Annotated in this window: 29 protein-coding genes and 1 pseudogene; 19 read left to right on the top strand and 11 right to left on the bottom strand. The window is 74.2% G+C overall.

The features are described 5' to 3' along the window. Positions 1-92 precede the first annotated feature (92 nt). Entirely contained in the window at positions 93-1,940 is a 1,848-nt protein-coding gene (locus tag ACZ6TV_RS18805; protein ID WP_465298464.1) for a DUF4118 domain-containing protein, read from the top strand. Here ACZ6TV_RS18805 and ACZ6TV_RS18800 read toward each other — a convergent pair whose 3' ends face one another. Both ACZ6TV_RS18800 and ACZ6TV_RS18795 read right to left on the bottom strand, forming a co-directional pair. Beyond that, positions 1,941-3,140, bottom strand: coding sequence for an ABC transporter permease (locus tag ACZ6TV_RS18800; RefSeq protein ID WP_465298463.1), 1,200 nt, complete (start codon positions 3,138-3,140; stop codon positions 1,941-1,943). Then, complete coding sequence (locus ACZ6TV_RS18795) at positions 3,127-4,224, bottom strand: peptidoglycan-binding protein (protein WP_465298462.1); 1,098 nt, start codon at positions 4,222-4,224, stop codon at positions 3,127-3,129. The genes ACZ6TV_RS18800 and ACZ6TV_RS18795 overlap by 14 nt, the downstream gene beginning before the upstream one ends. A 150-nt stretch (positions 4,225-4,374) precedes the next feature. On the opposite strand from ACZ6TV_RS18795, the gene ACZ6TV_RS18790 reads away from it, so the two are divergent. The 4 genes from ACZ6TV_RS18790 (at position 4,375) to ACZ6TV_RS18775 (ending at position 7,867) form a co-directional block, all read left to right on the top strand. Then, on the top strand, positions 4,375-5,934 hold the full coding sequence (locus tag ACZ6TV_RS18790; protein ID WP_465298461.1) for a HAMP domain-containing sensor histidine kinase: 1,560 nt from the start codon (positions 4,375-4,377) through the stop codon (positions 5,932-5,934). Next, positions 5,931-6,578 carry a response regulator gene (locus tag ACZ6TV_RS18785; RefSeq protein ID WP_465298460.1) on the top strand — a complete coding sequence of 216 codons (648 nt, stop codon included), beginning with the start codon at positions 5,931-5,933 and terminating at the stop codon, positions 6,576-6,578. The genes ACZ6TV_RS18790 and ACZ6TV_RS18785 overlap by 4 nt, the downstream gene beginning before the upstream one ends. Positions 6,579-6,674: 96 nt before the next feature. Further along, positions 6,675-7,193, top strand: coding sequence for a hypothetical protein (locus ACZ6TV_RS18780; RefSeq protein WP_465298459.1), 519 nt, complete (start codon positions 6,675-6,677; stop codon positions 7,191-7,193). Positions 7,194-7,198: 5 nt separating this feature from the next. Continuing rightward, a complete protein-coding gene (locus tag ACZ6TV_RS18775; protein WP_465298458.1) occupies positions 7,199-7,867 on the top strand; it encodes an ABC transporter ATP-binding protein in 669 nt (222 codons plus the stop codon). A gap of 40 nt (positions 7,868-7,907) precedes the next feature. On the opposite strand, the gene ACZ6TV_RS18770 is transcribed toward ACZ6TV_RS18775, so the two are convergent. Both ACZ6TV_RS18770 and ACZ6TV_RS18765 read right to left on the bottom strand, forming a co-directional pair. Continuing rightward, complete coding sequence (locus ACZ6TV_RS18770) at positions 7,908-8,471, bottom strand: DedA family protein (protein WP_465298680.1); 564 nt, start codon at positions 8,469-8,471, stop codon at positions 7,908-7,910. Positions 8,472-8,509: 38 nt separating this feature from the next. After that, positions 8,510-9,034, bottom strand: a complete 525-nt coding sequence (locus ACZ6TV_RS18765; protein WP_465298457.1) for a phosphatase PAP2 family protein — start codon at positions 9,032-9,034, stop codon at positions 8,510-8,512. Between the two features lie 159 nt (positions 9,035-9,193). Between ACZ6TV_RS18765 and ACZ6TV_RS18760 the strand changes: the two genes are divergently transcribed. From ACZ6TV_RS18760 to ACZ6TV_RS18750, 3 genes and pseudogenes are all read left to right on the top strand, one after another. Continuing rightward, positions 9,194-9,880 carry a response regulator transcription factor gene (locus ACZ6TV_RS18760; RefSeq protein WP_465298456.1) on the top strand — a complete coding sequence of 229 codons (687 nt, stop codon included), beginning with the start codon at positions 9,194-9,196 and terminating at the stop codon, positions 9,878-9,880. A gap of 89 nt (positions 9,881-9,969) precedes the next feature. Beyond that, a complete protein-coding gene (locus ACZ6TV_RS18755) occupies positions 9,970-10,584 on the top strand; it encodes a phosphatase PAP2 family protein (protein ID WP_465298455.1) in 615 nt (204 codons plus the stop codon). 170 nt (positions 10,585-10,754) lie between these two features. Next, positions 10,755-12,156 (top strand): annotated as a pseudogene (locus ACZ6TV_RS18750) (IS1380 family transposase). Between the two features lie 261 nt (positions 12,157-12,417). Here ACZ6TV_RS18750 and ACZ6TV_RS18745 read toward each other — a convergent pair. The 5 genes from ACZ6TV_RS18745 to ACZ6TV_RS18725 all read right to left on the bottom strand — a co-directional run bounded on the left by ACZ6TV_RS18745 (position 12,418) and on the right by ACZ6TV_RS18725 (position 17,465). Beyond that, entirely contained in the window at positions 12,418-13,803 is a 1,386-nt protein-coding gene (locus tag ACZ6TV_RS18745; RefSeq protein ID WP_465298454.1) for a sensor histidine kinase, read from the bottom strand. Positions 13,804-14,310: 507 nt separating this feature from the next. Then, positions 14,311-15,102, bottom strand: a complete 792-nt coding sequence (locus ACZ6TV_RS18740) for a DUF4184 family protein (protein WP_465298453.1) — start codon at positions 15,100-15,102, stop codon at positions 14,311-14,313. Next, a complete protein-coding gene (locus tag ACZ6TV_RS18735) occupies positions 15,090-16,328 on the bottom strand; it encodes a glycoside hydrolase family 3 N-terminal domain-containing protein (RefSeq protein ID WP_465298452.1) in 1,239 nt (412 codons plus the stop codon). Before ACZ6TV_RS18735 ends, ACZ6TV_RS18740 begins: the two co-directional genes overlap by 13 nt. A 163-nt stretch (positions 16,329-16,491) precedes the next feature. Beyond that, complete coding sequence (locus ACZ6TV_RS18730) at positions 16,492-16,995, bottom strand: PadR family transcriptional regulator (protein WP_465298451.1); 504 nt, start codon at positions 16,993-16,995, stop codon at positions 16,492-16,494. Positions 16,996-17,090: 95 nt separating this feature from the next. Continuing rightward, entirely contained in the window at positions 17,091-17,465 is a 375-nt protein-coding gene (locus tag ACZ6TV_RS18725) for a BlaI/MecI/CopY family transcriptional regulator (protein ID WP_465298450.1), read from the bottom strand. An 84-nt stretch (positions 17,466-17,549) separates the two neighbouring features. Here ACZ6TV_RS18725 and ACZ6TV_RS18720 point away from each other — a divergent pair, with 84 nt between their 5' ends. The 9 genes from ACZ6TV_RS18720 to ACZ6TV_RS18680 all read left to right on the top strand — a co-directional run bounded on the left by ACZ6TV_RS18720 (position 17,550) and on the right by ACZ6TV_RS18680 (position 23,635). Beyond that, positions 17,550-18,470: a M56 family metallopeptidase gene (locus ACZ6TV_RS18720; RefSeq protein WP_465298449.1), complete on the top strand. Its 921-nt coding sequence runs from the start codon at positions 17,550-17,552 to the stop codon at positions 18,468-18,470. 21 nt (positions 18,471-18,491) lie between these two features. Beyond that, positions 18,492-18,836: a GntR family transcriptional regulator gene (locus ACZ6TV_RS18715; protein ID WP_465298679.1), complete on the top strand. Its 345-nt coding sequence runs from the start codon at positions 18,492-18,494 to the stop codon at positions 18,834-18,836. Then, positions 18,833-19,003, top strand: a complete 171-nt coding sequence (locus tag ACZ6TV_RS18710) for a hypothetical protein (RefSeq protein ID WP_465298448.1) — start codon at positions 18,833-18,835, stop codon at positions 19,001-19,003. The genes ACZ6TV_RS18715 and ACZ6TV_RS18710 overlap by 4 nt, the downstream gene beginning before the upstream one ends. Positions 19,004-19,049: 46 nt before the next feature. Continuing rightward, positions 19,050-19,841, top strand: coding sequence for a transporter (locus ACZ6TV_RS18705; RefSeq protein ID WP_465298447.1), 792 nt, complete (start codon positions 19,050-19,052; stop codon positions 19,839-19,841). 47 nt (positions 19,842-19,888) lie between these two features. Further along, the gene (locus tag ACZ6TV_RS18700) at positions 19,889-20,575 is read left to right on the top strand and encodes a FadR/GntR family transcriptional regulator (protein WP_465298446.1); all 687 of its coding nucleotides are present in this window, start codon (positions 19,889-19,891) and stop codon (positions 20,573-20,575) included. After that, the gene (locus ACZ6TV_RS18695) at positions 20,572-21,762 is read left to right on the top strand and encodes an MFS transporter (RefSeq protein WP_465298445.1); all 1,191 of its coding nucleotides are present in this window, start codon (positions 20,572-20,574) and stop codon (positions 21,760-21,762) included. Before ACZ6TV_RS18700 ends, ACZ6TV_RS18695 begins: the two co-directional genes overlap by 4 nt. A 71-nt stretch (positions 21,763-21,833) precedes the next feature. Beyond that, on the top strand, positions 21,834-22,190 hold the full coding sequence (locus ACZ6TV_RS18690; protein WP_465298444.1) for a hypothetical protein: 357 nt from the start codon (positions 21,834-21,836) through the stop codon (positions 22,188-22,190). After that, positions 22,190-22,957 carry a DUF4253 domain-containing protein gene (locus tag ACZ6TV_RS18685; protein ID WP_465298443.1) on the top strand — a complete coding sequence of 256 codons (768 nt, stop codon included), beginning with the start codon at positions 22,190-22,192 and terminating at the stop codon, positions 22,955-22,957. The genes ACZ6TV_RS18690 and ACZ6TV_RS18685 overlap by 1 nt, the downstream gene beginning before the upstream one ends. 3 nt (positions 22,958-22,960) lie before the next feature. Next, on the top strand, positions 22,961-23,635 hold the full coding sequence (locus ACZ6TV_RS18680; RefSeq protein WP_465298442.1) for an MBL fold metallo-hydrolase: 675 nt from the start codon (positions 22,961-22,963) through the stop codon (positions 23,633-23,635). 20 nt (positions 23,636-23,655) lie between these two features. Here the strand turns inward: ACZ6TV_RS18680 and pip are convergent, their stop codons facing one another. Then, positions 23,656-24,594, bottom strand: coding sequence for a prolyl aminopeptidase (pip, locus tag ACZ6TV_RS18675; protein ID WP_465298441.1), 939 nt, complete (start codon positions 24,592-24,594; stop codon positions 23,656-23,658). A 37-nt stretch (positions 24,595-24,631) separates the two neighbouring features. Between pip and ACZ6TV_RS18670 the strand changes: the two genes are divergently transcribed. Both ACZ6TV_RS18670 and ACZ6TV_RS18665 read left to right on the top strand, forming a co-directional pair. After that, on the top strand, positions 24,632-25,096 hold the full coding sequence (locus tag ACZ6TV_RS18670) for a MarR family winged helix-turn-helix transcriptional regulator (protein ID WP_465298440.1): 465 nt from the start codon (positions 24,632-24,634) through the stop codon (positions 25,094-25,096). Further along, positions 25,093-25,848: a DUF427 domain-containing protein gene (locus ACZ6TV_RS18665; protein WP_465298439.1), complete on the top strand. Its 756-nt coding sequence runs from the start codon at positions 25,093-25,095 to the stop codon at positions 25,846-25,848. The genes ACZ6TV_RS18670 and ACZ6TV_RS18665 overlap by 4 nt, the downstream gene beginning before the upstream one ends. On the opposite strand, the gene ACZ6TV_RS18660 is transcribed toward ACZ6TV_RS18665, so the two are convergent. Next, a complete protein-coding gene (locus ACZ6TV_RS18660; RefSeq protein WP_465298438.1) occupies positions 25,834-26,301 on the bottom strand; it encodes a hypothetical protein in 468 nt (155 codons plus the stop codon). The genes ACZ6TV_RS18665 and ACZ6TV_RS18660 overlap by 15 nt on opposite strands. Between the last annotated feature and the right edge of the window lies 1 nt (position 26,302).

The following is a 26,302-nucleotide window of genomic DNA, read 5'->3' as shown; positions in this document are numbered from 1 at the left end:
ACCCCGCCCGCCCGGCACACAACCCTCACCGCCGGCGGCTGTCACCGGCGCGGGACCGCTCAGCGCCGGTCCGGGCCACAACCCGGATTAGCATGGTGTTCGTGCACGTCGGTTCGTGGTCCTGGCTGGTCCGACCGACACCCCCGCCCCGATGGCTCGGGCTCTCGGTTGCCGCCCTGCTGATAGTGGTGGAAACCCTCCTGCTCTATCCGCTCCAGGAGGTGATGGCACCGTTCGACCCGGGCATGGTCTACATCATCGGTGTGCTGGTGGCCTCGATGACGTGGGGCATGTGGCTCGGTCTGGTCACCGCCGTGACCAGCACGGTGGCGTTCGTCTACTTCCACGTCCAGCCCGTCGGCAGGTTCGCCGTCTCCGACGTGCGGGAGGTCGTCGCGATGGCGCTCCTGCTCGTCGTCGCCGTGGCCACCAGCGCGGTGGCCGACCTGTCCCGGCTGCGCGCCGCTCAGGCCGAGGAGTCGGATCTCACCGCCGACATGGCCCGGCTGCTGCTGCACGCGGATGACATCGCCGCCGTGCTGCCCGCCGTCGCGACGCGCATCGCGCGGTCCCTCGACCTGCCCGGCGCGGTGATCCACCTCGCCGCCCCCGGCGACGACCGGCAGCCGGCGTTTCCGCTGCGCGCCGGCAATGCCCAGCTCGGGACCATCGTCGTGCCGGCCGGCATTCCCCCGCGGACGGAGCAGCGGCTGCGGGACCGGGTCGTGCCGCCACTGGCGTCGCTGCTGCACGCCGGCTGCGAACGTGCGGCGAGCCGGGAACACCTGCGCCGGCTCGCCGCCGAACAGACCGCGTTGGGCCGGGTGGCGACACTCGTGGCGTCCGGCAGCCGGCCGATCGAGGTCTTCGAGGCGATCACCACGGAGCTGCGCGGGCTGTTCGGTGAGTACAGCACGTGGCTGTGCCGCTTCGAGCCCGACGGCACCGCCTGCGTCGTCTCGACCAGTATGGCCGAGCTGGAGGAAGGCCAGGGGCACTGGCCGATCGAGGGTGAGAACGTCCTGGCGAAGGTGCGGGACACGGGACACGCGGCCAGGGTGGACAGTTTCCAGGACGCGGCCGGCCCTGTCGCCGCGTTGGCCCGCGAGCTGGGCATCAATTCCGTGGTCGGGGTGCCGATCGTGGTCGAGGGACGGCTGTGGGGAGTGGCCGGTGTCGCGTGGACCCGGACCGAGCCGCTGCCGCCCGACACCGAGACGCGCGTCGCGGCCTTCACCGACCTCGCCGCCATCGCCATCGCCAACGCCAACAGCCAGGCCGAGCTCGCCGCGTCCCGGGCCCGCCTGGTCGTCGCCGCGGACCAGGCCCGCCAGCGCATCGAACGGAACCTGCACGACAGCGCGCTGCAGCACTTCCTCGCCGTCGCCATGCAGCTCGGCATCACCCGGGCCGGCCTGCCGCCGGAGCTGCACGAGACCAGGGAGGAACTGTCACGCACCCTGAGCACCTTGAACAACGCCGTGGACAACCTGCGGGAGATCTCCCGGGGCATCCACCCGACGCTGCTCGCCGAGGGTGGCCTGCCGCCCGCGGTCAAGGCGCTCGCGCGCAGGTCCCCGGTGCCGGTCGAGGTCGACCTGCACACCTGCCGGCGCATGCCCACCCGGGTCGAGACGGCCGCGTATCACCTCGTGTCCGAGGCGCTGACCAACGCGGCCGGGCACGCCCACGCCACCGTCGTACACGTGCAGATCGCGACCCGGGACGACACCCTGCACGTCCTGATCCGCGACGACGGCGTCGGGGGCGCCGACCCGCGCCGCGGCACCGGGCTCACCGCGCTGCAGGACCGCGTCGAGGCGCTCGGCGGACACCTGACCATCAGCAGCCCCACCGGCGGCGGCACGCTGCTGCGGGCGGCCATCCCGGCCGCCGAGACCCTGACCGCCACGCAGGGCGAGCCCGAGGCGATCCGCTGATCAGGTCGTCCGCAAGGCGTCGGTCGGCGGGACGGCGGCGGCGCGCAGCGCCGGATACAGGCCGGCGAGCGCTCCCGCGACCAGCGAGACACCCAGGCTGCCCCACAGCGCCAAAGGTGGGACGAGGACGGTCCAGCCGCGGTCGACGGCGATCACGGCGGTGACCGCGACGCCGATCGCGACCCCGGCCAGGCCGCCGATCACGGACAGCATCAGGGACTCCGTCAGGAACTGGGCGGCGACGTGGCCGCGGGTCGCGCCGAGCGCGCGGCGCACCCCGATCTCGGTGCGGCGTTCCAGCACGGAGATGACCATGACGTTGGCGATGCCGATCGCCCCGACGAGCAGCGCGATGCCGCCGAGGCCCAGGAAGAGCCCGGCACCCGCCTGCTTGACGGCCAGCTCGGTGGTGAGCGCGTCGGAGGGGCGGCTCACCCGGACGCGTGAGGGCTGCTCCGGGTCGGACGCGCGGTGCAGGACCGCGGCGACGTCCAGCACATGGTCGGGGTCGGTCCGCACGTAGATGCGGCTCGGGGCGCCGTCGTAGCCGAGCAGGTCCGAGGCCGACGCGAACGACACCAGGGCCGAGCGGTCGATCTCCGGGGCGAGCGGCATCGGGTCGAGGATGCCGACGACGGTGAACCAGTGCCCGCCCAGCCAGATCCGGGGGCCGTCGGCGATGTCGTCGATGCCGAGGGTACCGGCGGCGCGCGAGCCGAGCACGGCGACGGGATAGCGGCCGTCGTCCAGGAACGTGCCGGTGTGCAGCGCGCCGTCGAGGGTGGCGAGCAGCGAGGCGTCGCACGCCCGCACGGACATCCCGCCGGTGCGGCCCTGCGGGACGTGGTCGTTGCGGTACACGTTGACCAGCTCCAGCTGCGCCGTCGGTGCGACCGACCGGACCGCCGGAAGCAGGCCGATCATCGGCGCCGCGGTGGCCCGCAACGGCTGCTCGAAACCGGCGGGATCCTCGCCGTTGGCGACGGTGAGGAGGTTGGTGCCGAGCCGGTCGATCTGGTCGAGGACGTGGGACTGGCTGGACCGGGTGACGCTGAGCACCGCGACGATCGAGGCGATGCCGATCGCGATGCCCAGCCCCGACAGCAGCGCGCGGACGGTCTGGGTGCGCAGCCCCAGCGTGCCCAGCGGCAGCAGGTCCGCGGCCCGCAGGGCGCTGCGCGGAAGGTCACGGGGTCGCACGCGGCACCCGCACCTGCTGGCCCTCGGTCAGGCCGGGCCCGTCGACCTCGACGAGCCCGGTCCGCTCGTCGAAGAGGCCGGTCCGCACGTCGACCCGGTGCGTCCCGCCGCCGTCGACGACCGCGACCTGGTACGTGCCGCCGGCCACCGGGTTCAGGGCGGTGACCGGCACGGTGAGCACGCCGGTGCGGGCCGCGACGGTGACCGCGACCTGGACCTGGGTCTGGTCCATGAAGCCGGTGATCGCACCGTCGACCCGGACGGTGACGGTCGCCGTCGGCTGGTTGTTGCCGCCGTTCGGTCCGGAGGTCTCGGTGGGCACCGTGACCGCGCCGATGCTGACGATCGTCCCGTCGCGGGTGGTGCCGTCGGGCAGCGTGACGGCGACCGGGTCACCGGCCTTGGCGGTCGGCAGCTGCCTGGGCACGAGCAGGAACGTGACGGCGGGTGCTCCGCCGGTACCACGGAGCACCACGCCACCCGGCTGCACCTGCGCACCCGGCACGAGCTCCGCACCGGCGACGCGGACCGCCTCCGGTGCGAACACCACCTGGCCGAGCGGCACCGAGCCGGTCACCGGCAGGCCCGAGGCGCGTTGCCAGCGCCGGACGGCCTGCGCGGTCGCCGCGCTGAAGTGCCGGTCGACGGTGACGCCGGCGCCGTGGCCGAGCTGGACGAGGTTCGACTCCAGCTGCTCGACGTCGGCGCCGTCGGTCATCCCCGCCTGCAGCTGCCGCCACGGCGGCAACCCCCCGTAGAGCAGGATGACCGGCAGCCCGTCGGCGTCGTAGACGGCCGCGCCACGGCCGACGGTCGAGCCGACCGCGGGCAGCCGGGTGAGCGTCCCCGCCCCCGGCGCGACGACGACGTGCTCCCCCGCATAGCCGAGCGTCCCGTTGACCCACCGCCGCTCGGCCACGTCGCCGCGGCGGACCTGCGCGGTCGTCGCCGACGCCGCCGCCTCCTGCGGTGTCGCGCCCGTCCCGCCTGGGCCGTCCAGCGCGACGAAGCCCGCCACGCTCGCGGCGCCGGCCACCCCGGCGGCGGTCACCGCCGACACGATTCTCGATCGCCTGCGACTCATGCCGACACGATGGCCGGTGCACCGGCGTGCGCGCCGCCCCGAAAGGTGGCCGACCCGCGCCGCTCGTCGAGGTGGGGCCGGCACCGCCGAAAGTGGGTGGGCGGGCACCCACCAACGGCCGTGCCGGGCGGCCCCCGCACCACCCGGGACATGCGTAGCCTGGAGCTGGTCTTCCCCGGAGGCGGCATGCTGTCCAGATTGGGCCTGCGCTCGCGCATGGCGGTGTCCTACGTGCTGGTGTCCGCCGTCGCCGTGCTCGTGGTGGAGGCCGTCGCGCTGGCGATCATGCTGCCGCGGGTGATGGCCGCCGGGGACAGCGTCGAGCAGGCCCGGCAGCGGCTCGCCGAGGCCGAGGCCGACGCGGTCCAGTCCAAGACCGCGCGGCAGGCGGTGGAGACCGCGACCGGCGTCGGCGACACCGTGGCCAAGGCCGCCGCGGCGCAGCCCGGCCGGTCGGACGCCGAGCTCCTCGCCGGCGGCGGCGCCCTGCTGACCGGGCACGGCGGCGGGCGGATCAGCGCCGACGCCGACCCGGTCGTCCTGCTGGCGCTGACGACGGTCGACGGCCGGGTGCTCGGCAGCACCTCCGAGACCGTCCTGCCGACCGGTTCCACGGTGAAGGACGCGGCGGGGGCGCTGACGGGCCGCGGCGGCCGGGTCTCGGTCGGCGGGCACGCCGGAGCGTGGGCGACGAGCCCGGTGCGGATCACCGACCCGGCCGGCGCGGAGCGGGTGGTCGGCGTCGTCTACGTGCGGATGCTCGTCGACAAGGACGCGCTCGCGCGGAAGGACGGCTCGCCGGAGACCCCCGGACCGGCGGACCCGGTCACCGGGCTCGGCGGGCTGCTCCTCCCCGGCGGCGTCGTGCTGCTCATGCTGATCCCGGTCGGCGCGCTGTTCGGGCTGCTCAGCACCGGCCCGCTGATCCGCCGGATCCGGCGGCTGGCCCAGGGCACGGCGGCGATGGCCGACGGCGACCTGCGCACCCGGCTGCCGGTCACCGGCGACGACGAGGTGGCGCTGCTGGAGCGGTCGTTCAACGCCATGGCCGAACGCCTCGAGGCCGCCGTCGCCGCGGAACGCGCCGCGGCGGGGGCCGAGGCCCGGCGGGCGGAGCGGACCCGGATCACCCGGGAGCTGCACGACTCGATCTCCCAGGACCTGTTCTCCGCCAGCCTGCTCGCCGGTGGCCTGCGCAAGGCGCTGCCGGACGGCTCCGCGCTGCGGCACCAGGCGGCGTCGCTGGAGCAGTCGCTGGAGCGCACCAAACGGGAGATGCGGGCCATGCTGCTGGAGCTGCGCCCGGTGGCGCTGGAGGACGCCGGCCTGGCCGAGGCGCTCGCCGGGCTGTGCCAGGGCTACCAGGAGCGGCTCGGGGTCACCGTCACCGCGCACCTGGAGGCGGAGCGGCTCGGCCCGCCCGTCGAGCACACGGTCCTGCGGGTCGTGCAGGAGGCGCTGAGCAACGCGGTTCGCCACGGGCGGCCGGACAGCGTCGAGCTGCGGGTGACCCGGGTCGGCGAACGGCTGACGATCACGGTCCACGACGACGGCCGCGGCTTCGACCCCGCCTCGGCCGGCGACCGTCAGGGCATGGGCCTGCGGCTGATGCGTGACCGGGTCGGCGAGCTCGGCGGCACGGTCGACGTCGTCAGCGCCCCGGACCGCGGCACGACGGTGCGGGTGCTGCTGCCGGTGGGTGCCGCATGATCCGGGTGCTCGTCGTCGACGACCACGAGGTCGTCCGCCAGGGACTGCGGTTCGCGCTGGAGCAGGAGGCCGACGTGACGGTGGTCGGCGAGTGCGCGGACGGCGCCGCCGCCCTCGCCGACATCGACCGGCTGCGGCCCGACGTGGTGCTGCTGGACATGGTGATGCCGGGCCTCGACGGCCTGGGCGTGCTGCACGCGCTGCGCGAACGCGGCGATCCGGCGGCGGTCGTGGTACTGACGTCGTACCCGGCCGAGGACCGGGCGCTGGACGCGGTGCGGGCCGGCGCCGTGTCCTACCTGTCCAAGAGCACCGCCGTGGACCGGGTCGTCGAGGCGGTGCGGGCGGCGGTGACCGGCGGCAGCGTGCTGGACCCGGATGTGGCCGCGCTGCTCGTACGGGGTGTGCGGGCCGGCGACCAGGGACCGCTGGCGCGGCTGTCGGCCCGCGAGCGTGACGTGCTGGCGCTGCTGTCCCGCGGCCGGTCCAACCGCGAGATCGCCAAGGCGCTGTCGCTCGGCGAGCTGACCGTGAAGTCGTACGTGTCGAGCGTGCTGACCAAGCTCGGGCTGCAGGACCGCACCCAGGCGGCGATCTTCGGCCTGCAGCAGGGCCTCGTGCCGCTGGGCGAGGCGCTGGACTGACCCGCCTTTCGGGGTGTCCGCGGCCCGCCATTTTCGGGTGTCGACCGGCCACTTTTCGACGAAGTCACCGGGCGGCGGATCCGGGATGGTCGGGTCATGACTCCTCGGAACCTCGCCGCTCTCCGGAGCCTCGCCCTGCTCTCGGTCGTGGCCGTCGCCGGCTGTACCGACGCCGCGGGCGGAACACCGGGTGCCGTGCCGTCGCCGTCACGGGCCTCCAACCAGGCCGCCGCCGTCGCGCTGGCGGAGTGCCAGCGGGCGAACGGCTTTCCGCAGTTCCCCGACCCCGTGCAGGACGACCAGGGCCGCTGGAACTTCCCGACCGACACGATCGGCGACTGGCTGCCGGCCGAGGCGTGCCGGCCGCTGGTCCACGACTGGAAGATCGCGTTCAGCGACGCGAAACCATTGACGGCCGAGGCCATGACGAAGCTGCGGGCCTTCGCGGCCTGCATGCGCGAGCACGGCCTGCCGGACTTCCCCGACCCGGACGAGCACGGCGACGTCAACCTGCCGGAGCGGATCCAGGTCCTCGCCGACAACCGCGACCCGGCCTACGCCACCGCGGACCAGGCCTGCGGCCAGCTGCGCCCGCCGAAGCCGGCCAAGGGCTGATCCCTGTGCGGCACGTTCTGGAACTGCGCGACGTCCGCAAGACCTACCCCGGCGAGCCGCCCGTCGAGTCCGTCCGCGGCGTCGACCTGTCGGTCGAGGCCGGCGACATGCTTGCCATCCGCGGGCCGTCCGGCTCCGGCAAGTCCACCCTGCTCAACCTGATGGCCACCCTCGACCGGCCCACGGCGGGCTCGATCGCCGTCGACGGGCTCGCCGTCGAGCACCTGTCGGACCGCGAGCTGGCCGGCGTCCGCGCCCACCGCATCGGCGTGGTCTTCCAGCAGTTCTTCCTGCTCGAGTCGCTCGACGCCGTCGACAACGTGGCCAACGGCCTGCTCTACCGTGCGGTCCCCACCGCCGGGCGCCGGGCCGCCGCACGGGAGGCCCTGCAACGGGTCGGCCTGGGCCACCGCCTGCACCACCGGGTCACCAAGCTGTCCGGCGGTGAGCGGCAGCGGGTCGCCGTCGCCCGGGCCATCGTCGGGCGCCCGGCCATCGTCTTCGCCGACGAGCCGACGGGCAACCTCGACTCGGCCACCAGCGCCGAGATCATGGCGCTGCTGACCGAGCTCAACACCGCCGGGACCACCATGGTCATCATCACCCACGAGCAGGCCGTCGCCGACGCCTGCCGCCGCCGGTTCCTCATGAGCGACGGCCGGCTGATCACCTGACCTCACGCCGTCGGGCCGCTCAGTGCCTTCTGGATGCTGTTCAGTGCTTTCGGGACCTGGCGCGGAGCAGTTCGACGGCGATCGGCAGCACCGACAGCACGACGATGCCGATCAGGATCAGCTCGATGTTGGACTTCACGAACGCGACCTGGCCGAGGAAGTAGCCGAGGACCGTCACGCCGGTCCCCCACAGCGTGCCGCCGATGATGTTGTACAGCACGAACGTGCGGTAGTGCATGCCGCTGGCACCGGCGACGATCGGGGTGAACGTCCGCACCACCGGCACGAACCGGGCCAGCACGATCGACCGGGCGCCGTACCTGGCGAAGAACCGCCGCGCCCTGGCCAGATGCTCCTGCCGGAACAGCCGTGCGTCGGGCCGCCGGAACAGTGCCGGGCCGACCCGCCGGCCGAACAGGTAGCCGAACTGGTCACCGGCGACGGCGGCGACGGACACCAGCAGGCACACCAGCCACAGCGGCTGGTGCAGGTACTTGCCGTCGGCGACGAGCAGCCCGGTGGTGAACAGCAGCGAGTCGCCGGGCAGGAAGAAGCCGATCAGCAGGCCCGACTCGGCGAAGACGATCGCCAGGATGCCGAGCATCCCGAACGTGGAGATGAGCCACTCCGGGTCCAGGAACTTCACGCGGGCTTCCTCACGGTCGGGGCGGCCGGGGTACTGGCGACAAGGGCGACCGCGGCGACCGCGATGCCGAGAGCGGCGAGGATGTCGCCCGGGTAGTGCACGCCGACCCAGATCCGGGCCAGCCCGACGGCCGCGGCGGCAACCAGCAGGACCATGCCCCAGGCGCGGTCCAGGAACACCCCCACGGCCAAAGCGATCGCGAACGCGGCGGTGGCGTGGTCGCTGGGCAGCGACACCCCGCCGGCGTGCGCGACGAGCTGGTGCACGTGGTGCGACTGGAACGGGCGGAGCTGACCGTTGAGGTGGTTCAGCAGCTGCGCGCCCAGGAACGCCACCAGCAGCGCGGCGAACGCGTACGCGACCTGGCCCCGCTGCCCGCGCCGCAGGGCTCGTACCACGACGACGGCGAACGCCGCGAAGACGCCGTAGACGAACGGCCCGGCGAGGAACTCCATGACGTCGTCGACCCGGTCGACCCGGCCGGCGTGGTCGTTGATCAGCTGGAACAGACGGTAGTTCACCCTGGTCACCTCCATGCGTGCCCAAGGTAGGCAGGCGAACCTGAGAAACCGTTGAAAACCGGCTGTCGCGGTCCCGCGACGCCGGCGGGCCCGGCCTCGGTAGGGTCGGACCGGGCGCGGTGTTGCCGCTCGCGCCGGCGCCGCCCGTAGGAGGCCAGAATGCGGTTGCTGCTGGTCGAGGACGAGGTCGGGCTGGCCGAGACGATCCGGGACGGGCTGCGCACCGAAGGGTTCACCACCGACCTGATCTTCAACGGCGTCGACGGGCTGTGGGCGGCGACCGAGTCACCCAACGGCGCCTACGACGCGATCGTCCTGGACATCATGCTGCCCGGGCTGAGCGGCTACGAGGTGTGCCGGCAGCTGCGGCAGCGCGACGTGTGGACGCCGGTGCTGATGCTGACCGCGAAGGACGGCGACCACGACGAGGCCGACGGGCTCGACCTCGGCGCCGACGACTACCTCACGAAACCGTTCTCGTTCGTGGTGCTCGTCGCCCGGCTCCGCGCCCTGATCCGCCGCGGCGCGCCGCAACGGCCGGTCGTGCTCGGCGCCGGCGACCTGCGCCTGGACCCGGCGCGCCGCCGGGTGACCCGCGGCGACGACGAGATCGCGGTGACGCCGCGGGAGTTCGCGCTGCTGGAGTTCATGCTGCGGCACGCCGGTGACGTGGTCACCAAGACCGCCATCATCGAGAACGTCTGGGACGCCGCGTTCGACGGCGACCCGAACATCGTCGAGGTCTACGTCGGCTACATCCGCAAGAAGATCGACCATCCGTACGGGCGGACCGCGATCCGCACCGTCCGCGGCGTCGGCTACCGCATGGACCCGGACGGCGGCTGATGCGCAGGTTCCCGGTGCGCGGCTTTCCGGTGCGCGGCTTTCCGGTGCGCGGCTTTCCGGTGCGCGGCTTTCCGGTGCGCGGCTTTCCGGTGCGCGGCTTTCCGGTGTTCGGCGCCGCCGCGCTGGGCGTGCTCACCGTGCTCGTCGTCGTCCGGTTCGCCCCGCTCATCCACCTCGACACCATGATCAGCGACGCTGCCCGCCGCGCCGCGCCACGGCACGACGGCTGGCGCTCGGCGATGTCGGTGATCACGCACAGCGCCGACAACCGCGTGCTGCTGCCGGTCGTGCTGCTGCTGGCCGCGGCCCTGCTGTGGCGGCGGTGGCGCACGGGCCTGTGGTTCCTGCTCGGTACCGCGGTGACCGCGACCGCCGTCCGGCTCACCCTGCTCGCCCTGGTGCACCGCCCGCGGCCGGCGGGCCCGCTCACCGCGACCTCCGGCTGGGCGTTCCCGTCCGGGCACACCACGTCCTCGGCGGTGACCGCCGGCGTCCTCATCGTGCTCGGCCGCGCGGTCCTGACCGGCCGGTGGCAACGCCGGGTCCTGGTCGCGGTGGCAGGCACCTGGGCCGTGCTCGTCGGCGTCAGCCGGGTCGCGCTGCTCGCCCACTGGCCCAGCGACGTCCTCGGCGGATGGCTCCTCGCCACCACCGTCACGGTCGCCTTCGCAAACGGTCTGCGGATCCGGCGGCACGCGGACTGACCGCTGGTTGTGCGCCTGAAGGCAATACACCTTTATGCAGTACGCCTTAGCCTCGGGATTTCACCAGGCTAGGGCCGACACGGGTGGCGGATAGACGGAAGTGCCTGTCCGGCAAGGGAAACTTGGGATTGCGACGTCTCAAGTTCTCCGAGCGGAAAGGCACTCCGTAGGTGAAGGGTAGCTTCTGCCGCGGTCTGGTTCTGGATTCAGGCCGCGAGTCGCTGGTGTCGTCTTCGGGTGGGTTGCTGCTGCAGCGCACGATCCGGCTGGCTGGGCTGGACCAGTTGTTGCCGGCCGGGCTGGCCCGGTGGCGGGGCGCCCGGGCCGAGCACGACCCGGGCAAGGTGCTGCTGGACCTCGCGACCGCGGTCGCGTTGGGCGGGGACTGCGCCGCCGACCTGGCCGTGGTCCGTGCGCAGCCGGAGGTGTTCGGACCGGTGGCCAGCGACGCGACGGTGTCCCGCCTGATCGCTGCGCTCGCCGCCGACATCGACATGGCGTTGCCAGCGATCCGGGCCGCTCACGCAGCCGCCCGGCAGCGGGTCTGGACCCGGCGACGGCCTCTGGCCGGGACCGCGGGGAGCCGCGACGGCGGCATGGTCGTGGTGGACATCGACTCCACCATCGTGGCCGCCCACTCCGACAAAGAGGGCGCGCAGCCGACGTTCAAACGGACGTTCGGGTTCGTGCCGATGTGCGCGTTCGTCGACCACGGCGAGCACGGCACCGGCGAAACGCTGCTGATCCAGTTGCGGGCCGGGAAGGCATCACCATGGTCGAAGACCGACCACATCGCCGCCCTGGACGCCGCCCTGGCGCAGCTCCCCGAAATGGAACGGGCGCAGGTGCTGGTCCGCGCCGACTCCGCGGCCTGCTCGAAACTGTTCCTGCACCACATCACCAACGCCGGCCTCGAGTACTCGATCGGGTTCCCGGCCCACGAAACCGTCCGCGCCGCCATCAACCTGATCCCGGCCCAGGCGTGGCGCGCCGCGGTCGACGCCGACGGCCACGACCGTGACAGCGCCCAGGTCGCCGAACTCACCGCATGGATGCCCGAACCGGTCCGGGCCACCCGCCCCGGCCCGCAGGACTGGCCGGCCGGGATGCGCGTCATCGCCCGCCGCGAACGGCCGCATCCCGGCGCGCAGCTGCACCTCACCGACGTTGACGGATGGCGGATCACCTGCTTCGCCACCAACACCCACGGACCGGGCTGGACCCTGACCAGCCTGGAAACCCGGCACCGGCTGCGCGCCCGCGCCGAGGACCGCATCCGCGCGCTGAAAGACACCGGCATGCGGAACCTGCCCTACCACCACTTCGACCGCAACCAGATCTGGCTGCAGATCGTCGCGCTCGCCGCTGACCTGCTCGCATGGACCCAGACCCTGGCCTGGCCACCGACCGAACCAGCCCGCCGCTGGGGAACCCAAACGACTCCGGCTACGCATCCTCGCCGTCGCCGGCCGGATCATCCACACCAGCCGGCAACGACGACTCCGCCTACCCCGCCACTGGCCATGGAACACACTCATCGACACCGGCTGGACCGCCCTGCAACACACCTGAACAGCCCACCCGTCCCGACAAGCAGCCGGAACCACCGGCCCGGAGGAACCGGCGAAATCAACGCCGGCGCATCCCCACGCCCACCATCAGCCAACTCCGCATGACCAGCAACCGACCGACGAACAACCCTGACCTGCAAGATCGAGGTTAGTGCGTCACGCCTTGTCGCATCGTGTCATTGGAGCCTCGCGCCGGGGGCCACCCGGCGTCGAACGTCGTGCGGACCGGCGCGGCGCAGACGTCGCGCTGACCCCCGGCCGGTCAGTCAGGCGTCAGGGGCAGCCGGATCCGCAGCAGCGCACCGCCGGCCGGGGACTCCTCGACGGTGAGGGTGCCGCCGTGCGCGGCGACGACGTCGCGGGCGATCGGCAGTCCCAGGCCGGTGCCGCCGGCCTGCCGGGAGCGGTCGTCGTCGAGGCGCACGAACCGGCCGAAGACCCGCTCCCGTTCGGCGGCCGGGATGCCGGGGCCGTCGTCGGCGACGGTGAGCTCGGCCGTGCCGCCGGCGACGGTGAGGTCGATCCCGACGCGGCCCCGGGCGTGCCGGGCCGCGTTGTCGAGCAGGTTGCGCAGGACCCGCTGCAGGTGGTGCGGGTCGCCGTCGACGCGGGCGGGGACGACCCGCGCCTCGACGCGCAGGCCTGGCCGGCCCGCGGCGAGGCGGTCGCGTTCGGTGTAGACGATGTCGTCGAGGTCGACGTCCTCCCGGCGCAGCCGCGGACCGGACTCGTCGATGCGGGCGAGCAGCAGCAGGTCGGCGATGAGCCGCGCCATCCGGGCGCTCTCGTGCCGCATCCGCGTGACGTGGGTGCCCGCGGCCGGCGGCAGGTCGGCGGCGGCGAGCAGGTCGAGCCCGGCGTGGATGGTCGACAGCGGGCTGCGCAGCTCGTGGCTGGCGTCGGCGACGAAGCGCCGCTGGGCGTCCGCGGCGGACTCGATCCGGTCGAGCATCGTGTTCATCGTCGTGGCGAGCGCGGCGATCTCGTCGGCGGTGCCCGGCACGGGCAGCCGGGTGTGCAGGTTCCGGGCGGTGATCGTGTCGGCCTGGCGGCGCATCGCGTCGACCGGGCGGAGCGTACGCCCGACGAACAGGAACGTCGCCGCCCCGACGACGAGGGTGAGCAGCGGCATCCCCACGGCGAGCGCGCCGAGGACCGCCTCGGTCCCGTCGTCCACCTCGTCGAGGGACTGCGCCGCCAGGACGGTCCGCGGCCCGTCCGGGGTACCGACACCGACGGCGACGACCAGGAAGTCCTCGTCGTGGGCGGTGCCGAGGCCGCGCCGCTCGCGGAGCGTCTGCCCGGGCCGGGGCCGCAGCGGGGAGATCGCGGCGGCCCCGGCGACGGCGGCGGACGCCGCGACGACCCGGCCGTCGCCGTCGACGACCTGCACGACGGTGCGGTCCCGCGCCGACGGGCGCAGCGTGGCGGCGAGCCCGGCACCGTCACCGGCCCCGAGCGACGCGGCGACCTGGGCGGCCCGCTGCCCGAGAGACTGGTCGATGTTGTCGGTGAGGATGTAGCGGGCCGCGACGACGAGCACCACCCCGCTGACGAGCGCGGCGACCGCGACGACGACCGCGGCGGCGAGCGCGGACCGCATCCGCACCCCGAACCGCCCCGTCACCCGCCGCCACCATTCGCCCATGCACCGAACCTAGCGGCGCCGACCTGAACCACCGCTGAAGAACACCGCGACCACCCGCGGCACACCGCGGGAACTCCTGCGCCGGCTTCGCGGCGACCGTCGCTGGCTCGGACTGTGCCCGGCACAGCTCGCGACGGCCCGGTGACGCGGACCCGCCGCACACCGCAACCGCCGGCGATGACGAAGAACGCCGTGGTCTCGACGGTGGGGTCGGGGCGGGCCGCCGCAACCGCCTGCTGGATCCCCCGGGTGACTTCGTCACCTGCACGCCGCCGCGACGGGCCGGGCCGGATCGTGACGCCGGTATGGACCATCGCACCGACCGGGCCGCCACGCCACGCCACGCCACGCCACGCCACGCCACGCCACGCCGATGATCGCGAAGCCGGCGAGGACGTCGCCGGCCTGCCACCCGGAAACCGGGCGTCTGCCGCCCGGAAGCGAGACGTCCTGCCGCCCGGGAGCGAGTCGGCAGCACGGCGTCCGCCGGTAGGCACCCGCGGGTGGTCAGCGGCGCCGGGACAGTGCGCGGTGCACGGCCGCGGCGGCCGTCAGGGACGCGGCGGTCACGCCCAGCAGGCGGGCGGACAGCACCGCCGGGCGGGGCATCGGAGGCAGGAACGGCACGATCCGGTCGCGCATCGCCGGCGCCCGGAACGCGGCCGCCGTGCCCGCCGCGCCGACCGCCGCGGCCGTGCCCCAGAACAGCGCCGGGCGGCGGGGGACCCGCGGCGCCGGGCCGTGCCACGCGGTGAGCCGCCGGCGGCGGCCGATCCGGGCGGACATCGCCAGCCAGCCGGCCGCGCCGGCGGCGCTGGACGCGAGGTGCAGCGGCATCCACGCCGGCACCCCGGGCAGCACCTCGCGGCCGAGCCGGGGGATCCCGACCTTCGTGCCCTCCACGGACGCGTGGGTGACGTGGTCCCACGCGACGTGGCTCACCGCACCGAGCAGCGCGGAGCCGGCCGTGACCCACCAGGGGTGCCGGACGCCGCCGAGCGCGCCGTAGTCGCGGACGTTGAACGGGCCGAGGCGGGGCAGGTGCGCGGCGACCTCGGGTGCGGCCCGGCGCACCAGCACGGTGGCGGCCGTGGTGGCCGACACGGACGCCAGGACTCCCCACCAGGTGTGGCCGCAGGTGTACGGCGGCCGGCCGCTGCCCATCGCATAGGGCAGGTCGGGCGCGGCGGCGCCGATGACCAGCGCGACCCCGTCGAACCAGGTGGGCTTCCACAGCTTCAGCGGCAGGACCGCGGCGGCGTGCGAGGGGAAGGTCGCCGGCAGCGTCAGGCTCCACACTTGGCCAGGCCGGCGCGCAGCTTGGCGCGCACGACCCGGGTCGCGGACTCGGTCACCCGGGCGGCGAACGCCGGGTCGGCCTTCGCCTCGGCCAGCAGCGCGTCGGTCCAGGGGCCGGCGTCGGACAGCTTCACCGACAGCGCGACGTCGCCGCCGGCCTTGATGAAGCGCACCGCGCGCTGCCCGAGCGGGACGGCGTTGACGGCGACCGCGGCGCCCAGGTCGTCGGAGAGCACCAGGCCGTCGAAGCCGAGTTTCTGGCGCAGCAGGCCGGTGACGATCGGCGCGGAGAACGCGGCGACGTTCGCGGCGTCCAGCTTCGGATAGGTCGCCGAAGAGATCATGACGGCGGCCGTGCCGGCGGCGATGCCGCTGACGAACGGCTGCAGCGCGGGGTCGTCGGCGGTCGTCACGTCGTCCCGGGCGCCGGTGGACGTGTCGGTGTTGACGCGCACGCGGCCGAGGCCCGGGAAGTGCTTGACCGTGGCGAGGACCCCGGCGCCCTGGATCGCGACCACGACGGTGGCGACGTCCGCGGCGACCGGCTCGGGGGTGGCGCCGAACTGCCGGTCGAAGCCGCCGATCGGCGGGTTGGCCTTGCCGACGCTCGCCGGGACCACGTCGGCGACGGGGGCGAGGTCGATGGTCACGCCGATGGCCTTGAGCCGGCCGGCCCACTCCGCGGTGCGCGACTTCAGCGTCGCGTCGTCGAGTTTGCCCTGGTTGACCGCCGACGGGATGAGCGGGAAGTCGGCGCCCTTGAGGGTCTGCACCTGGCCGCCTTCCTGGTCGACACCGATCTGCAGGCCCAGGCCGGACGACTTGGCCGCGGCCGCCTGCAGCTGGCCGATCGACTGCCGCAGTGTCGCCGCCGGCGCCGTGCTGCGGCCCGCGAGGAAGATGCCGCCCAGCTGGTACCGCTGGATCGCCTGCACGGCGTTGAGCGGCGTCCCGATCGGGGTGCCGATCATGACCAGCTGCCCGACCTGCTGCTCCGGGGTCAGCTTCGCGGCGAGGGTCGCGGCGCAGTCGGCGCTCGGCGACGCCGACGGCGAACCTGCCGCGGACGAGCCGGGCGCGGCGCCGGACGGGCGCGCGCCAGGGGTGGACGTCTCGCGGCCGGCCGCGACGAACCACAGCGCCGCGCCGCCGGCGACCAGCAGCACCGCGGCGACGGCGACGACCCATCTGGGGAACGGGCCGATCCGGCCACGATGGCGAGCCATGGTCCGCTCCGTCCGTGGGGTTCGCTGGATGACCGACCCGATGGACGGTACCCGGGCCGCGCCCACCGGTGGACGGCAGACCGGACCGCGCTCGCCATCCGGACGGCGGAGCAGACCGGACCGCGCTCGCCATCCGGACGGCGGAGCGGACCGGACCGGGCCGTCAGCCGGCGGCGGAGCGGGGCGCCCGGTGGTCGGGCAGCTGGTGCAGCCACAGCGCCAGGGCCCGGACGGTCTCGCGTTCGAAGGCGGCCTTGGCCCCGGTGACGTCGTCGGTGAGCGCGTGCATCCGCACCCGGGTGGCGGTGAGCCCGTTGCGCACGAACGTCTCGAACGTCGCCTCCTCGGCGGTCTGCACCGCCAGCATCCCGCGGACGTAGACGTCCTGGACGCTGACGTCCGCGGCGAACTCGCACAGCCAGGCCCGCTGCCGCTGCCGGCCGGCGGCCGTGAGCGTGCAGGTGCGCCGGTTGCCGCTGGCCATGCGTGCCGGTACAGCGGCATCCACGCGGAGGAAGCCGCCGCGCTCCAACCGGGTCACCGCCGCCATCACCCGGACGATGTCCATCCGGTGGGCCCCGCCGAAGAGCTCGTCGTGGCGCTGCATCAGCTCCCACGCGCTGCCGTCCCGGCCGCCGAGCAGGGCGAGGAGGATGTCGTCCAGCACCAACGCCAGGCACCTCCCGCAGAACTTCTACAAGACGTAGAAGCTAGCAGAACCCGGACAGGACCGCGGAACGGCGACGGGGGCGGCCAGTGGGCCTAGTCCTCGGGGTGCTCCCGCAGCAGCGCCCGCAGGGTCTCCTCGTCGCTGTCGTCGAGGGTGCCGACGAACCTGCGCAGCACCGTCGCCCGGTCGGGCTCATCGGTGAGCAACCGGCTCATCCGCTCCGCGACCAGACCCGCCGCGTCGCGCAGCGCCCCGTAGCGGAACGCCCGGCCGTCGCGGTGCCGGGTGACCGAACCCTTCTCGTGCAACCGGGTCAGGGTCGTCACGACGGCGCTGTATGACAGCGCGCCGGTCGGGTCCAGCAGGTCGCGGACCTCGCCCGGCGTCAACGGCCCGGCCGCCTCGCCGAGGACCGTGACCACCTGCGCCTCGAGCTGCCCGGGCCGGCGGCGGTCTGGTGTGCTCACCGGCGCAACTCTATCCAGCCTCCGGCGGCCGCCACGGACCCGGCTGGATAGAGTCCTTCGCAGGCACGCCGGGACGGAGGTCACGTGTTCGATCATTTCGTGTGGTCGGTGGTCGTGGTGCCGCCGCTGGTCGTGCTCGTGGTGCGGCTCCTCGCCGACCGGCTCCCGCCGGCGACCGCGGCCCGCGCCGTCGCCTGGTCCGCGGCCGTGGTCGCCGCCGCCAGCACGGTCAACCTGCTGCTGTTCGCGTTGAAGGCGGTCGCGCAGGTCCCGGCCGTCGCGCACGCGGCCGGCTGGTCGGCCTCGGTCGTCACCGCCGACACCGCCGCCGAGCCGTGGGTGCCGTGGCTCAGCGTCGCGCTGTTCGCCGCCGTCGCCGTCTCCGTCACCCTGCGCTGGCACCGGCACCGCGACGTCCTCGCCCTGGGCCGCTCCGCCGACCCCGGCCCGCTCGTCGTCCTGACCGACCCGGAGGCCAAGGCGTTCGCGGTCCCCGGCAGGCCCGGCTACGTCGTGGTCACCACCGGTATGCGGTCGCTGCTCACCGACCGGCAGTTCGACGCGCTCCTCGCCCACGAGCACGCCCACCTCACCGGCCGGCACCACCTCCTGGCCCGCCTCTCGGGCCTGGCGGCCGCCGCCCACCCGGCACTGTGGTGGGTGGCCCGGCACGTCGACTACCTCCTGGAGCGCGCCGCCGACGAGCAGGCCGCCGCGGAGGTCGGCAGCCGCCGTACGGTCGCCCACGCCATCGGCGCCGCCGCCCTCGCCACCGCGGGCACCGGCGCGTCGGCGGCCGGCACGGGCTGGTCGATGCTGCACGTCGCCATCCCGGCGGGGATCGTCCCGCGCCGCGTCTCGCTGCTGCTGACCCCCCGCACCTGGCGCGGCGCCCGGCTGCTCCACCTGCTCCCCGCGGGCCTCGCGGCGTTCTCGGTCGCCTGGTCCGTCGAGGCCGCCCTGGACTTCGTCGAGCTGTTGACGGCCGCGCACAACACCCGCTGACCCTCGCGTCGGTTGACATCCGTGCGGCACGCGCTGCGGCTGGGGTTGCTGGAGCCCGGGGACAAGCTGCCGACCGCGAAAGAGGTCGTGGCGAAGCTCGCCGTCAACCCCAACACGGTGCTGAAGGCGTATCGCGAGCTGGAGCGCGAAGGGCTCCTCATCGTCCGGCAGGGGCTCGGCACGTTCGTCCGGGCGTCGCTGGGCCCGAAGGGCCTGGCCGAGCAGGCCGAGCAGGACGAGCTGCGGCAGCGGCTGGCCGACTGGGTGCGCGCGGCGCGCCGGGCCGGCCTCGTCGAGGACGACATCGAGGCCATGTACCGCGCAGCTGTGCGGCAGGAGATCCCAGCGACCCACACGGAGGGGTGACGGTGGTGCTGTCCTCGCACCTGCTCGCCGACGTCGAGAAGACGTGCGAGTTCCTGGTGCTGCTGGCCACCTCGCACGTGCAGCTCGCCGACGACACCGAGACGCTGCTGGCGCAGCACCGGATGGTGACCGGCCCGAGGGCCGCCGCGCCGGTTTCGCGGTACTGACACGGCAGGCGATGACCGCGTTCATGCACGACTCCGGGTTCGACGCGTGCCTCGCGGGCGGCGGGGACTGCGGCAACCTGACGCAGGCGTTCGACATGCGCTTCGACACCGTGACCACCGTCGTGAAGCGGGCGGGCCGCTCATCGCCCGCGAGCTGGAGCAGGGCACCCACCGGCTGGTCTGGACGCAGTCGCACGGGCGCGGCCGGTGGCTCGCCGCGCGGCTCGGCGTGCACCTGGCCGGCGCCCCCGCCGGCGCGGCGGCGTTCACCCAGCTGATGACGTGGTGGTTCGCGCCGATCGAGCGGCTGCGGGCCGGGGGCACCGTCCTGTACGGGCGGCTCGACCCCAACGTCTTCGACTTCCGGGGGATCGTCCCGGTCGCCTACGCCGTGTTCGCGTTCGCCGTCGGCACCGCGGCCGGGGCGCTGCTGCGCCGGACCGTCCCCGCGATGGCCGTCACCCTGGTCGTGTACCTGGTGACGACGGTGCTCGTGCGGGTCTGGCGGGAGCACTTCATGGCGCCGCTGCGGTCGACGTACGCGTTCGGCGGCACCGACCCGCGCGCCGGCAAGGGCGACTGGGTCCTCGCCCACGACACCGTCGACCCGACCGGCGCCCTGACCACGCTCGCCGAGGTGCCCGCCGCGTGCCGGGCGCAGGCCGACCACGCCGCCACCGACGCGTGCCTCGGTGGCCTCGGCTACCAGTGGGCGGACACGTACCAGCCGATCGAGCGCTTCTGGACGTTCCAGCTCATCGAGACGGGCATCTTCGCCGGGCTGGCCGCCGCGGCGCTCGGGCTCGCCGCCTGGTGGGTGGTTCGGAAGCTGGCCTAACCAACCAAGATGTCCTACCATCCAAATGTCCTACATTTGGAGGTCGGGTGCTGGAGAGTCCTCGCCGGAGCGTGCCGCTCGCCGTGCAGGTCGCCGGTCAGTTCAAGGCGCTGATCGCGGCCGGTGACTGGGCGGTCGGGTCCCGGATCCCGCCCGAGCACCGGCTCACCGAGGAACTCGGCGTCAGCCGCAACACCGTCCGTGAGGCGTTGAGCGCGCTCGTACATCTCGGGCTGCTCGAAGCGCGGCCGGGCGACGGCACCTACGTGCGGGCCGACAGCGAGCTGCAGGTCTCGCTCGGCCGGCGGGTCGCCGAGGCCGACCCCGACGACGCCTTCGAGGTGCGGGCGCTGTTCGAGCACCGGGGCGCCCGCCGCGCCGCCACCCACGCCACCGGCGAGGACGTGGCGCGGCTGCGGGAGCTCCTCGAGCATCGCGACGCGGCCCGCGCCGCCGGTGACCTGCCCGGGTTCGTCGAGGCCGACTTCGCGTTCCACCGCGCGGTCGTCATCGCCGGCGGCAACCCGCTGCTCGCCGAGCTGTATCAGCACCTGAGCCCCGTCATCACCCAGACCATCAGCGACACGGCCGCCCTGCACGAGGACCGTGCCGTCCACGACCTGCACCACCGGCTCGTCGACGCGATCGCCGCCGGCGACCCCGCCGCCGCCGAGGCGTGCAGCGTCGCCCTCGTCGAAGAAGGCCGCGACATCCTGCACGGGAGTGCCTCATGACCGCCACCCTCGCCACGCCTGTCCGGGCCCGCACCGGGCTCCTCGTCGTCGGCGTCCTGCTCATCGCCACCAACCTGCGGGCGGCGCTGACGTCCGTCGGGCCGGTGCTCGACGACGTCCGTGCCGACCTCGGGCTCACCGCCACCGCCGCCGGGGTGCTGACGGCGCTGCCACTCCTGGCGTTCGCCGGCTTCTCCCCCGTCGCGCCGCTGGTCGCCCGCCGGCTCGGCCTGGAGCGCACCATCGGCCTCGGTCTCGCGGTGCTCGCCGCCGGGATCGTCCTGCGGTCGCTGCCGGTCGCCGGCGGGATCTGGGTAGGGACCGTCGCGATCGGCGCGTCGATCGCGTTCTTCAACGTCCTGCTGCCCAGTCTCGTCAAGCGCGACTTCCCGGACCGCGTCGCGCAGCTGTCCGGCGCGTACTCCGCGACGCAGAGCATCGTCGCGGCCATCGCGTCCGGCGTGGCGGTGCCGATCGCGGGCCAGTCGACGGCCGGCTGGCGGATCGCGCTCGGCTGCTGGGTCGGCCTCACCGTCATCGCCGCCGCCGTGTGGCTGCCCCGGCTGCGCACCCGCCCGCCCGGCGCGGACGGCGCCGCCGGGACGACGGCCGCGCACCGCTCACCGTGGGGCAGCGCGACCGGCTGGCAGGTGACGCTGTTCATGGGCCTGCAGTCGCTGGTCTTCTACGTCATGGTCGCCTGGCTGCCCACCATCGAGCAGGACCATGGCGTCTCCGCCACCACCGCCGGCTGGCACCTGTTCGTCTACCTGATCGCCGCGGTCGCCGCGAACCTCGCCGCCCCGCACCTGATGCGGCGCCTGCGGGACCAGCGGCTCGTCGCCCTGGTGTGCGCCGCGCTCATCCTGCTCGGCGCGGGCGGCCTGCTGCTCGCGCCGGGCCTGTCGGTCGTGTGGCTGTGCAGTGCGGGCCTCGGCGCCGGCATGTCCCTGGTCCTGTGCCTGTCGCTGTTCAGCATGCGCGCCGTCGACCACCGCCAGGCCGCCGCCCTGTCCGGCATGGCCCAGTCGATCGGCTACCTTCTCGCCGCCTGCGGTCCCGTCCTGATCGGCGCGCTGCGCGACGCCAGCGGCTCCTGGACGCTGCCCCTCGCGACCATCTGCGCACTGACCGCGGTCATGGGCGTGTTCGCGGTCCTCGCCGGCCGCGACCGGGTCATCGGCTGACCGGGGCGGCGGGTCAGGTTCACCCGCGGATCGACTGGTGCGGATGCGGGGCGGGCGCTAGCGTCACAGCGATGAGCATCCAGCGCGCTCTTGTCCTCGCCGCCGTGACCGTGCTGGCGCTGGCAGGCTGCGACGGCTCGCCCGCACCGGCGCCGACGGGGCAGGCGGCCACCGCGTGCGGCGGGGCGGTCGCGGCGGAGGTCCAGCAGCGCCTCGCGCGGCCCGGGGTGCAGAGCGTGACGGTGGACAAGGACTGCGTGACCCTGGTCGTCGCGACCACGTTGTCCGACGGTGACGCGGAGGCCGCCCGGCAGCTGTGCGACCTGGCCGCCACGACGGCGTATGCGGGCGGCGTCATCCACGTCAGGGTCGACAGCGGCACGAGCAAGGAGCTGGCCAGGGGCGTCAAAGGGTCGAAGTGCGGCTGATGGTGTCCTCGAAGCGCCTGACGCTGCCCGCCCGGGTCAAGGCCCTCACGGTGCCGCTGCCCGCGGGCCGGCACATCCGGCCCGACCTCGACGACGACGAGCCCGCGGTGCTCTGGCTGAGCAAGACGTCCCCGCCGCCGGGGCTGTGGGAGGAGCTGCGCGCCGCGCACGCCGGCACCGGGCTGTGGCCGCTGCTGCTGACCCACCTCGACGGCGACCCGGCCCGCCCGTGGATCGAGGGCGAGCTGATCCCCGACGACATGTCCGACCCCGCCACCCACGACCCGGCGGCGCTGCTGTCGGCGTGGTGGGCGGCGTCGGCGACCGGCCAGGAGGACTGGCCCGGCCTCGCGCCCGCCGTCGCGGCCGTCCACCCGGCCGAGGCCGACGCGACCGCGGACCGGGAGGCGGCGGCGCTGCTCGCGTCGCGGCGGCCGTGGCGGCTCGGCCTCGCCGCCGCCGGTCGGGGCGCCGACACCCTCGCCGTCATCGGCTGGGACGGGCCCGCCAACCACGCCGGGGACACCGCCCACATCAGCGCGGTGCTGCGCAGCTGGGAGGAGCGCTTCGGGGTCCGGGTCGTCGGGGTCGGCTTCGCCGAGCTGTTCCTGAGCGTCGCCGCGCCACCGTCCACCGTGGACGAAGCGGTCGCGGTGGCCGCCGAGCACTTCGCGTTCTGCCCCGACAACGTGTGGGAGCACGACGGCCTGTCCGGCTACGCGGCGACCCTCGTCGGCGCGCCCGCCTGGCACTTCTGGTGGGACTGACGCATGCGGCGGATCGTCGACGGGGTGTGGGAGATCGCCACCGGCTTCGTCCACGCGCACCTCGTCGAGGCCGGCGACGGCCTGGTCCTCGTCGACACCGGCCTGCCGCACAGGGCCGGCAGGCTGGCCCACGCCGTCCGCGCGACCGGCCACGACCTCGCCGACGTTCACACGATCCTGATGACGCACCAGCACGCCGACCACGCCGGGTCGCTCGCCGAGCTGCGGCGGCGCACGGGCGCACAGGTCGTCGCGCACCGCTGGGACGCGCCGGTCATCACCGGGGAGCAGGCGGCACCCGTGCACCACTGGCTGCTGAAACTGTCGGCGCGGTTCCTGCGCGCGGATCCGGCGCCGGTGGACCGGATCCTCGACGGGGACGGCCCGACCGGGATCCCCGGGATCACCGCCGTGCACACGCCCGGGCACCCGCCGGGTCACGTGTCGTTCCTGCTCGACCGCGGCGGCGGGGTCCTGTTCGCCGGGGACGCGGCGACCGCGAGGTTCGGCCGGGTCCGCGCGTCGCCGAAGGTGACCAACGCCGACCAGTCCGTCGCCGTGCGCAGCGCCGCCCGCCTCGCCGACCTCGACTTCCAGGTCGCGGTGTTCGGCCACGGCGCCGCGGTCACCGGCGACGCCGTGTCCAAATTCCGCGACTACGCGTCCCGGCTGCGATAGGCGTCAGACGAAGGTGGGCGTCAGACGAAGGAGTCCAGGGCGGCGCGGATCAGGCCGCGCATGGTGTCGCTGCCGGTGTGGCCCGAGTCCTCGACGATGGTGAGGGCGGCGTCCGGCCAGCGCTGCGCGAGGTGCCAGGCCGTCTCGAGGGGGCTGCTGATGTCGAAGCGGCCGTGCAGCAGGACCCCGCGGATCCCGGCGAGCCGGCCGGCGTCGCGCAGCAGGACGCCCTCCTCCAGCCAGGCGGCGTTGGCGAAGTAGTGGGTGCAGATGCGGACCATGGCCAGTCTCGCGTCGTCGGGGCGGCCACTGTACGCATCGGGCACGCCGTTCGGCTCGAGGGAGATCACGGCGTCCTCCCACGTGCACCACGCCTCGGCGGCCGCGGCGCGCACCGACGCGTCGGGTGACTCCATCAGCCGGGCATAGGCCGCGACGACGTCGCCGTCCGCGGCGGCCGCGTGGTCGCGGAACGCGGCCCACTGCGCGGGGAAGAACCGGCCGACCCCCTCATACAGCCAGGCGATCTCGCGGCGGCGGCCGGCGGTGACGCCGTCGATGACGATGCCGGCGACGCGCCGCGGGTGGGTCTGCGCATACGCGAGGATCAGCGTCGAGCCCCACGAGCCGCCGAACAGCACCCACCGGTCGATCCCGAGGTGCTCCCGCAGCCGCTCCATGTCGGCGATCAGGTGCGCCGTCGTGTTGTGCCGCAGGTCGGCGTCCGGGGTGGCCGCGTGCGGGGTGCTGCGGCCGCAGTTGCGCTGGTCGAACTGGACGATCCGGTAGCGGTCCGGGTCGAAGTAACGCCGGGTGCCGGGGGTGCAGCCGGAGCCGGGCCCGCCGTGCACGACGAGCGCGGGCAGGCCGCCGGGGTTGCCGGCGACGTCCCAGTGCACGAGGTTGCCGTCGCCGACGTCGAGCATGCCATCGTCGTACGGGTCGATGAGCGGATACATGCCCGACACGATACAACAGCGCTGTTATATTAGTGCTGTGACATTCCTCGGCAGCCGGCTCCGGCACCTCCTCGAACTGCTCGACGGCGACGTCGCCGCCGTCTACGCCGACCTCGGGCTGCCCGAGGTGCGGCCCAGGTTCGCCCCGGTCATGCGCGTCCTCACCCAGCGGGGTCCGGCGACGATCCGCGACCTGGCCGCCGCGGTCGGCGTCACCCACTCCGCGGCGAGCCAGACCGTCGCGGAGATGGCCCGGCAGGACCTCGTCCGCCTCGAGGCCGGCGACGACGCCCGGCAGCGGATCGTGCACCTCACCGACCGGGCGGCCCGGCTCATGCCGGCGATCGAGGCGGAGATGGCGGCGACCGTCGCGGCCGCCGGCGAGCTCGACGCCGAGCTGCCGTATCCGCTGAGCCGCCTCGTCGAGGAGGCCGTCGCCGCCCTCGAGATCCGCCCGATGCGGGTTAGGATCGGCGAGGTCGTGGTAGGCGGGGAGACGTGACAGCCGACTACCCGAAGACGATCGTGCCGGTCGACCACACCGAGCCGGTGCCGCGCCGGATCCGCGCCGTGCTGGGCGGCCGGACCGTCCTTTCCACCACCCGTGCCGTGTATCTGTGGGAGTCGCCGGCCTACCCGCAGTATTACGTCCCGGCCGAGGACCTCGACCCGGCGGCCGTCGTCGACGAGGACCACGTGCAGCGGCTCAAGCACGGCAGCGCCCGCCGCATCGGCCTGCGGGCCGGCGACGTGGACCGCCCCGGCGCCGGGCGGATCTACACCGACGGGCCCGTCGCCGGCCTCGCCCGCCTCGAGTGGGACTCCCTCGACGCGTGGTTCGAGGAGGACGAGCAGGTGTTCGTGCACCCGCGCAGTCCGTACAGCCGTGTCGACGCCCTGCGGTCCACCCGCGCCGTGCGGGTCTCACTCGACGGGGTGGTCCTGGCCGAGACGTCGTCGCCGGTGCTGGTGTTCGAGACCGGCCTGCCGACCCGGTACTACCTGAACCGGACCGACGTCGACTTCACCCGCCTGGAGCCGTCACCGACCCGCACGTCGTGCCCGTACAAGGGACGCACCACCGGCTACTGGTCGGCCCGGATCGGCACGACGGCGCATGAGGACATCGCGTGGGCCTACGACTTCCCGACGGCGGCGCTGACCCCGATCGCGGGACTCGTCGCCTTCTACAACGAGAAGGTCGACATCCACCTCGACGGGCGCGCCCTCGACCGGCCCTCAGCCGCCGCCTGATGACGCGGCGGCCGCGGACTGGGCCTGCCACATGGACACGATGACGCCGAGGACGAAGACCTGCACCGGCAGCGGCACCCCGGGCAGGTCGACGGCGACGTCGTTGCCCCAGAAGCTGAGCTTGCGCACCGAGCCGACCTTCGAGCCACCCGCATACAGATCCTGCGCCTGGCTCCACATCGAGGCGCGGCGGAACTCGTAGACGAGGCCGCCGGCGGTCACCGTCCACTGCTTGCGGCCGACCCGGTCGGCGGCGGCCACCGTCCCGCCCGCCTTGTCGAGCATGGCGAACTTGTTGCCCCACATGTTGCCGCGGACCTGGAAGGACTGGCCGGCCACGGCGAGATCGCCGCCGCTGCGCCACACCGCGCCCTCCCACGCGGCGACCTGCCGGCCGTTGTCGGTCACCGTGTATCGGGAGCGCCACACACTGGTCCGCTTCGCGATCAGCATG

Source organism: Dactylosporangium sp. NPDC051087 (assembly GCF_055586325.1).
This window is presented reverse-complemented; position numbering and strand designations above follow the sequence as displayed.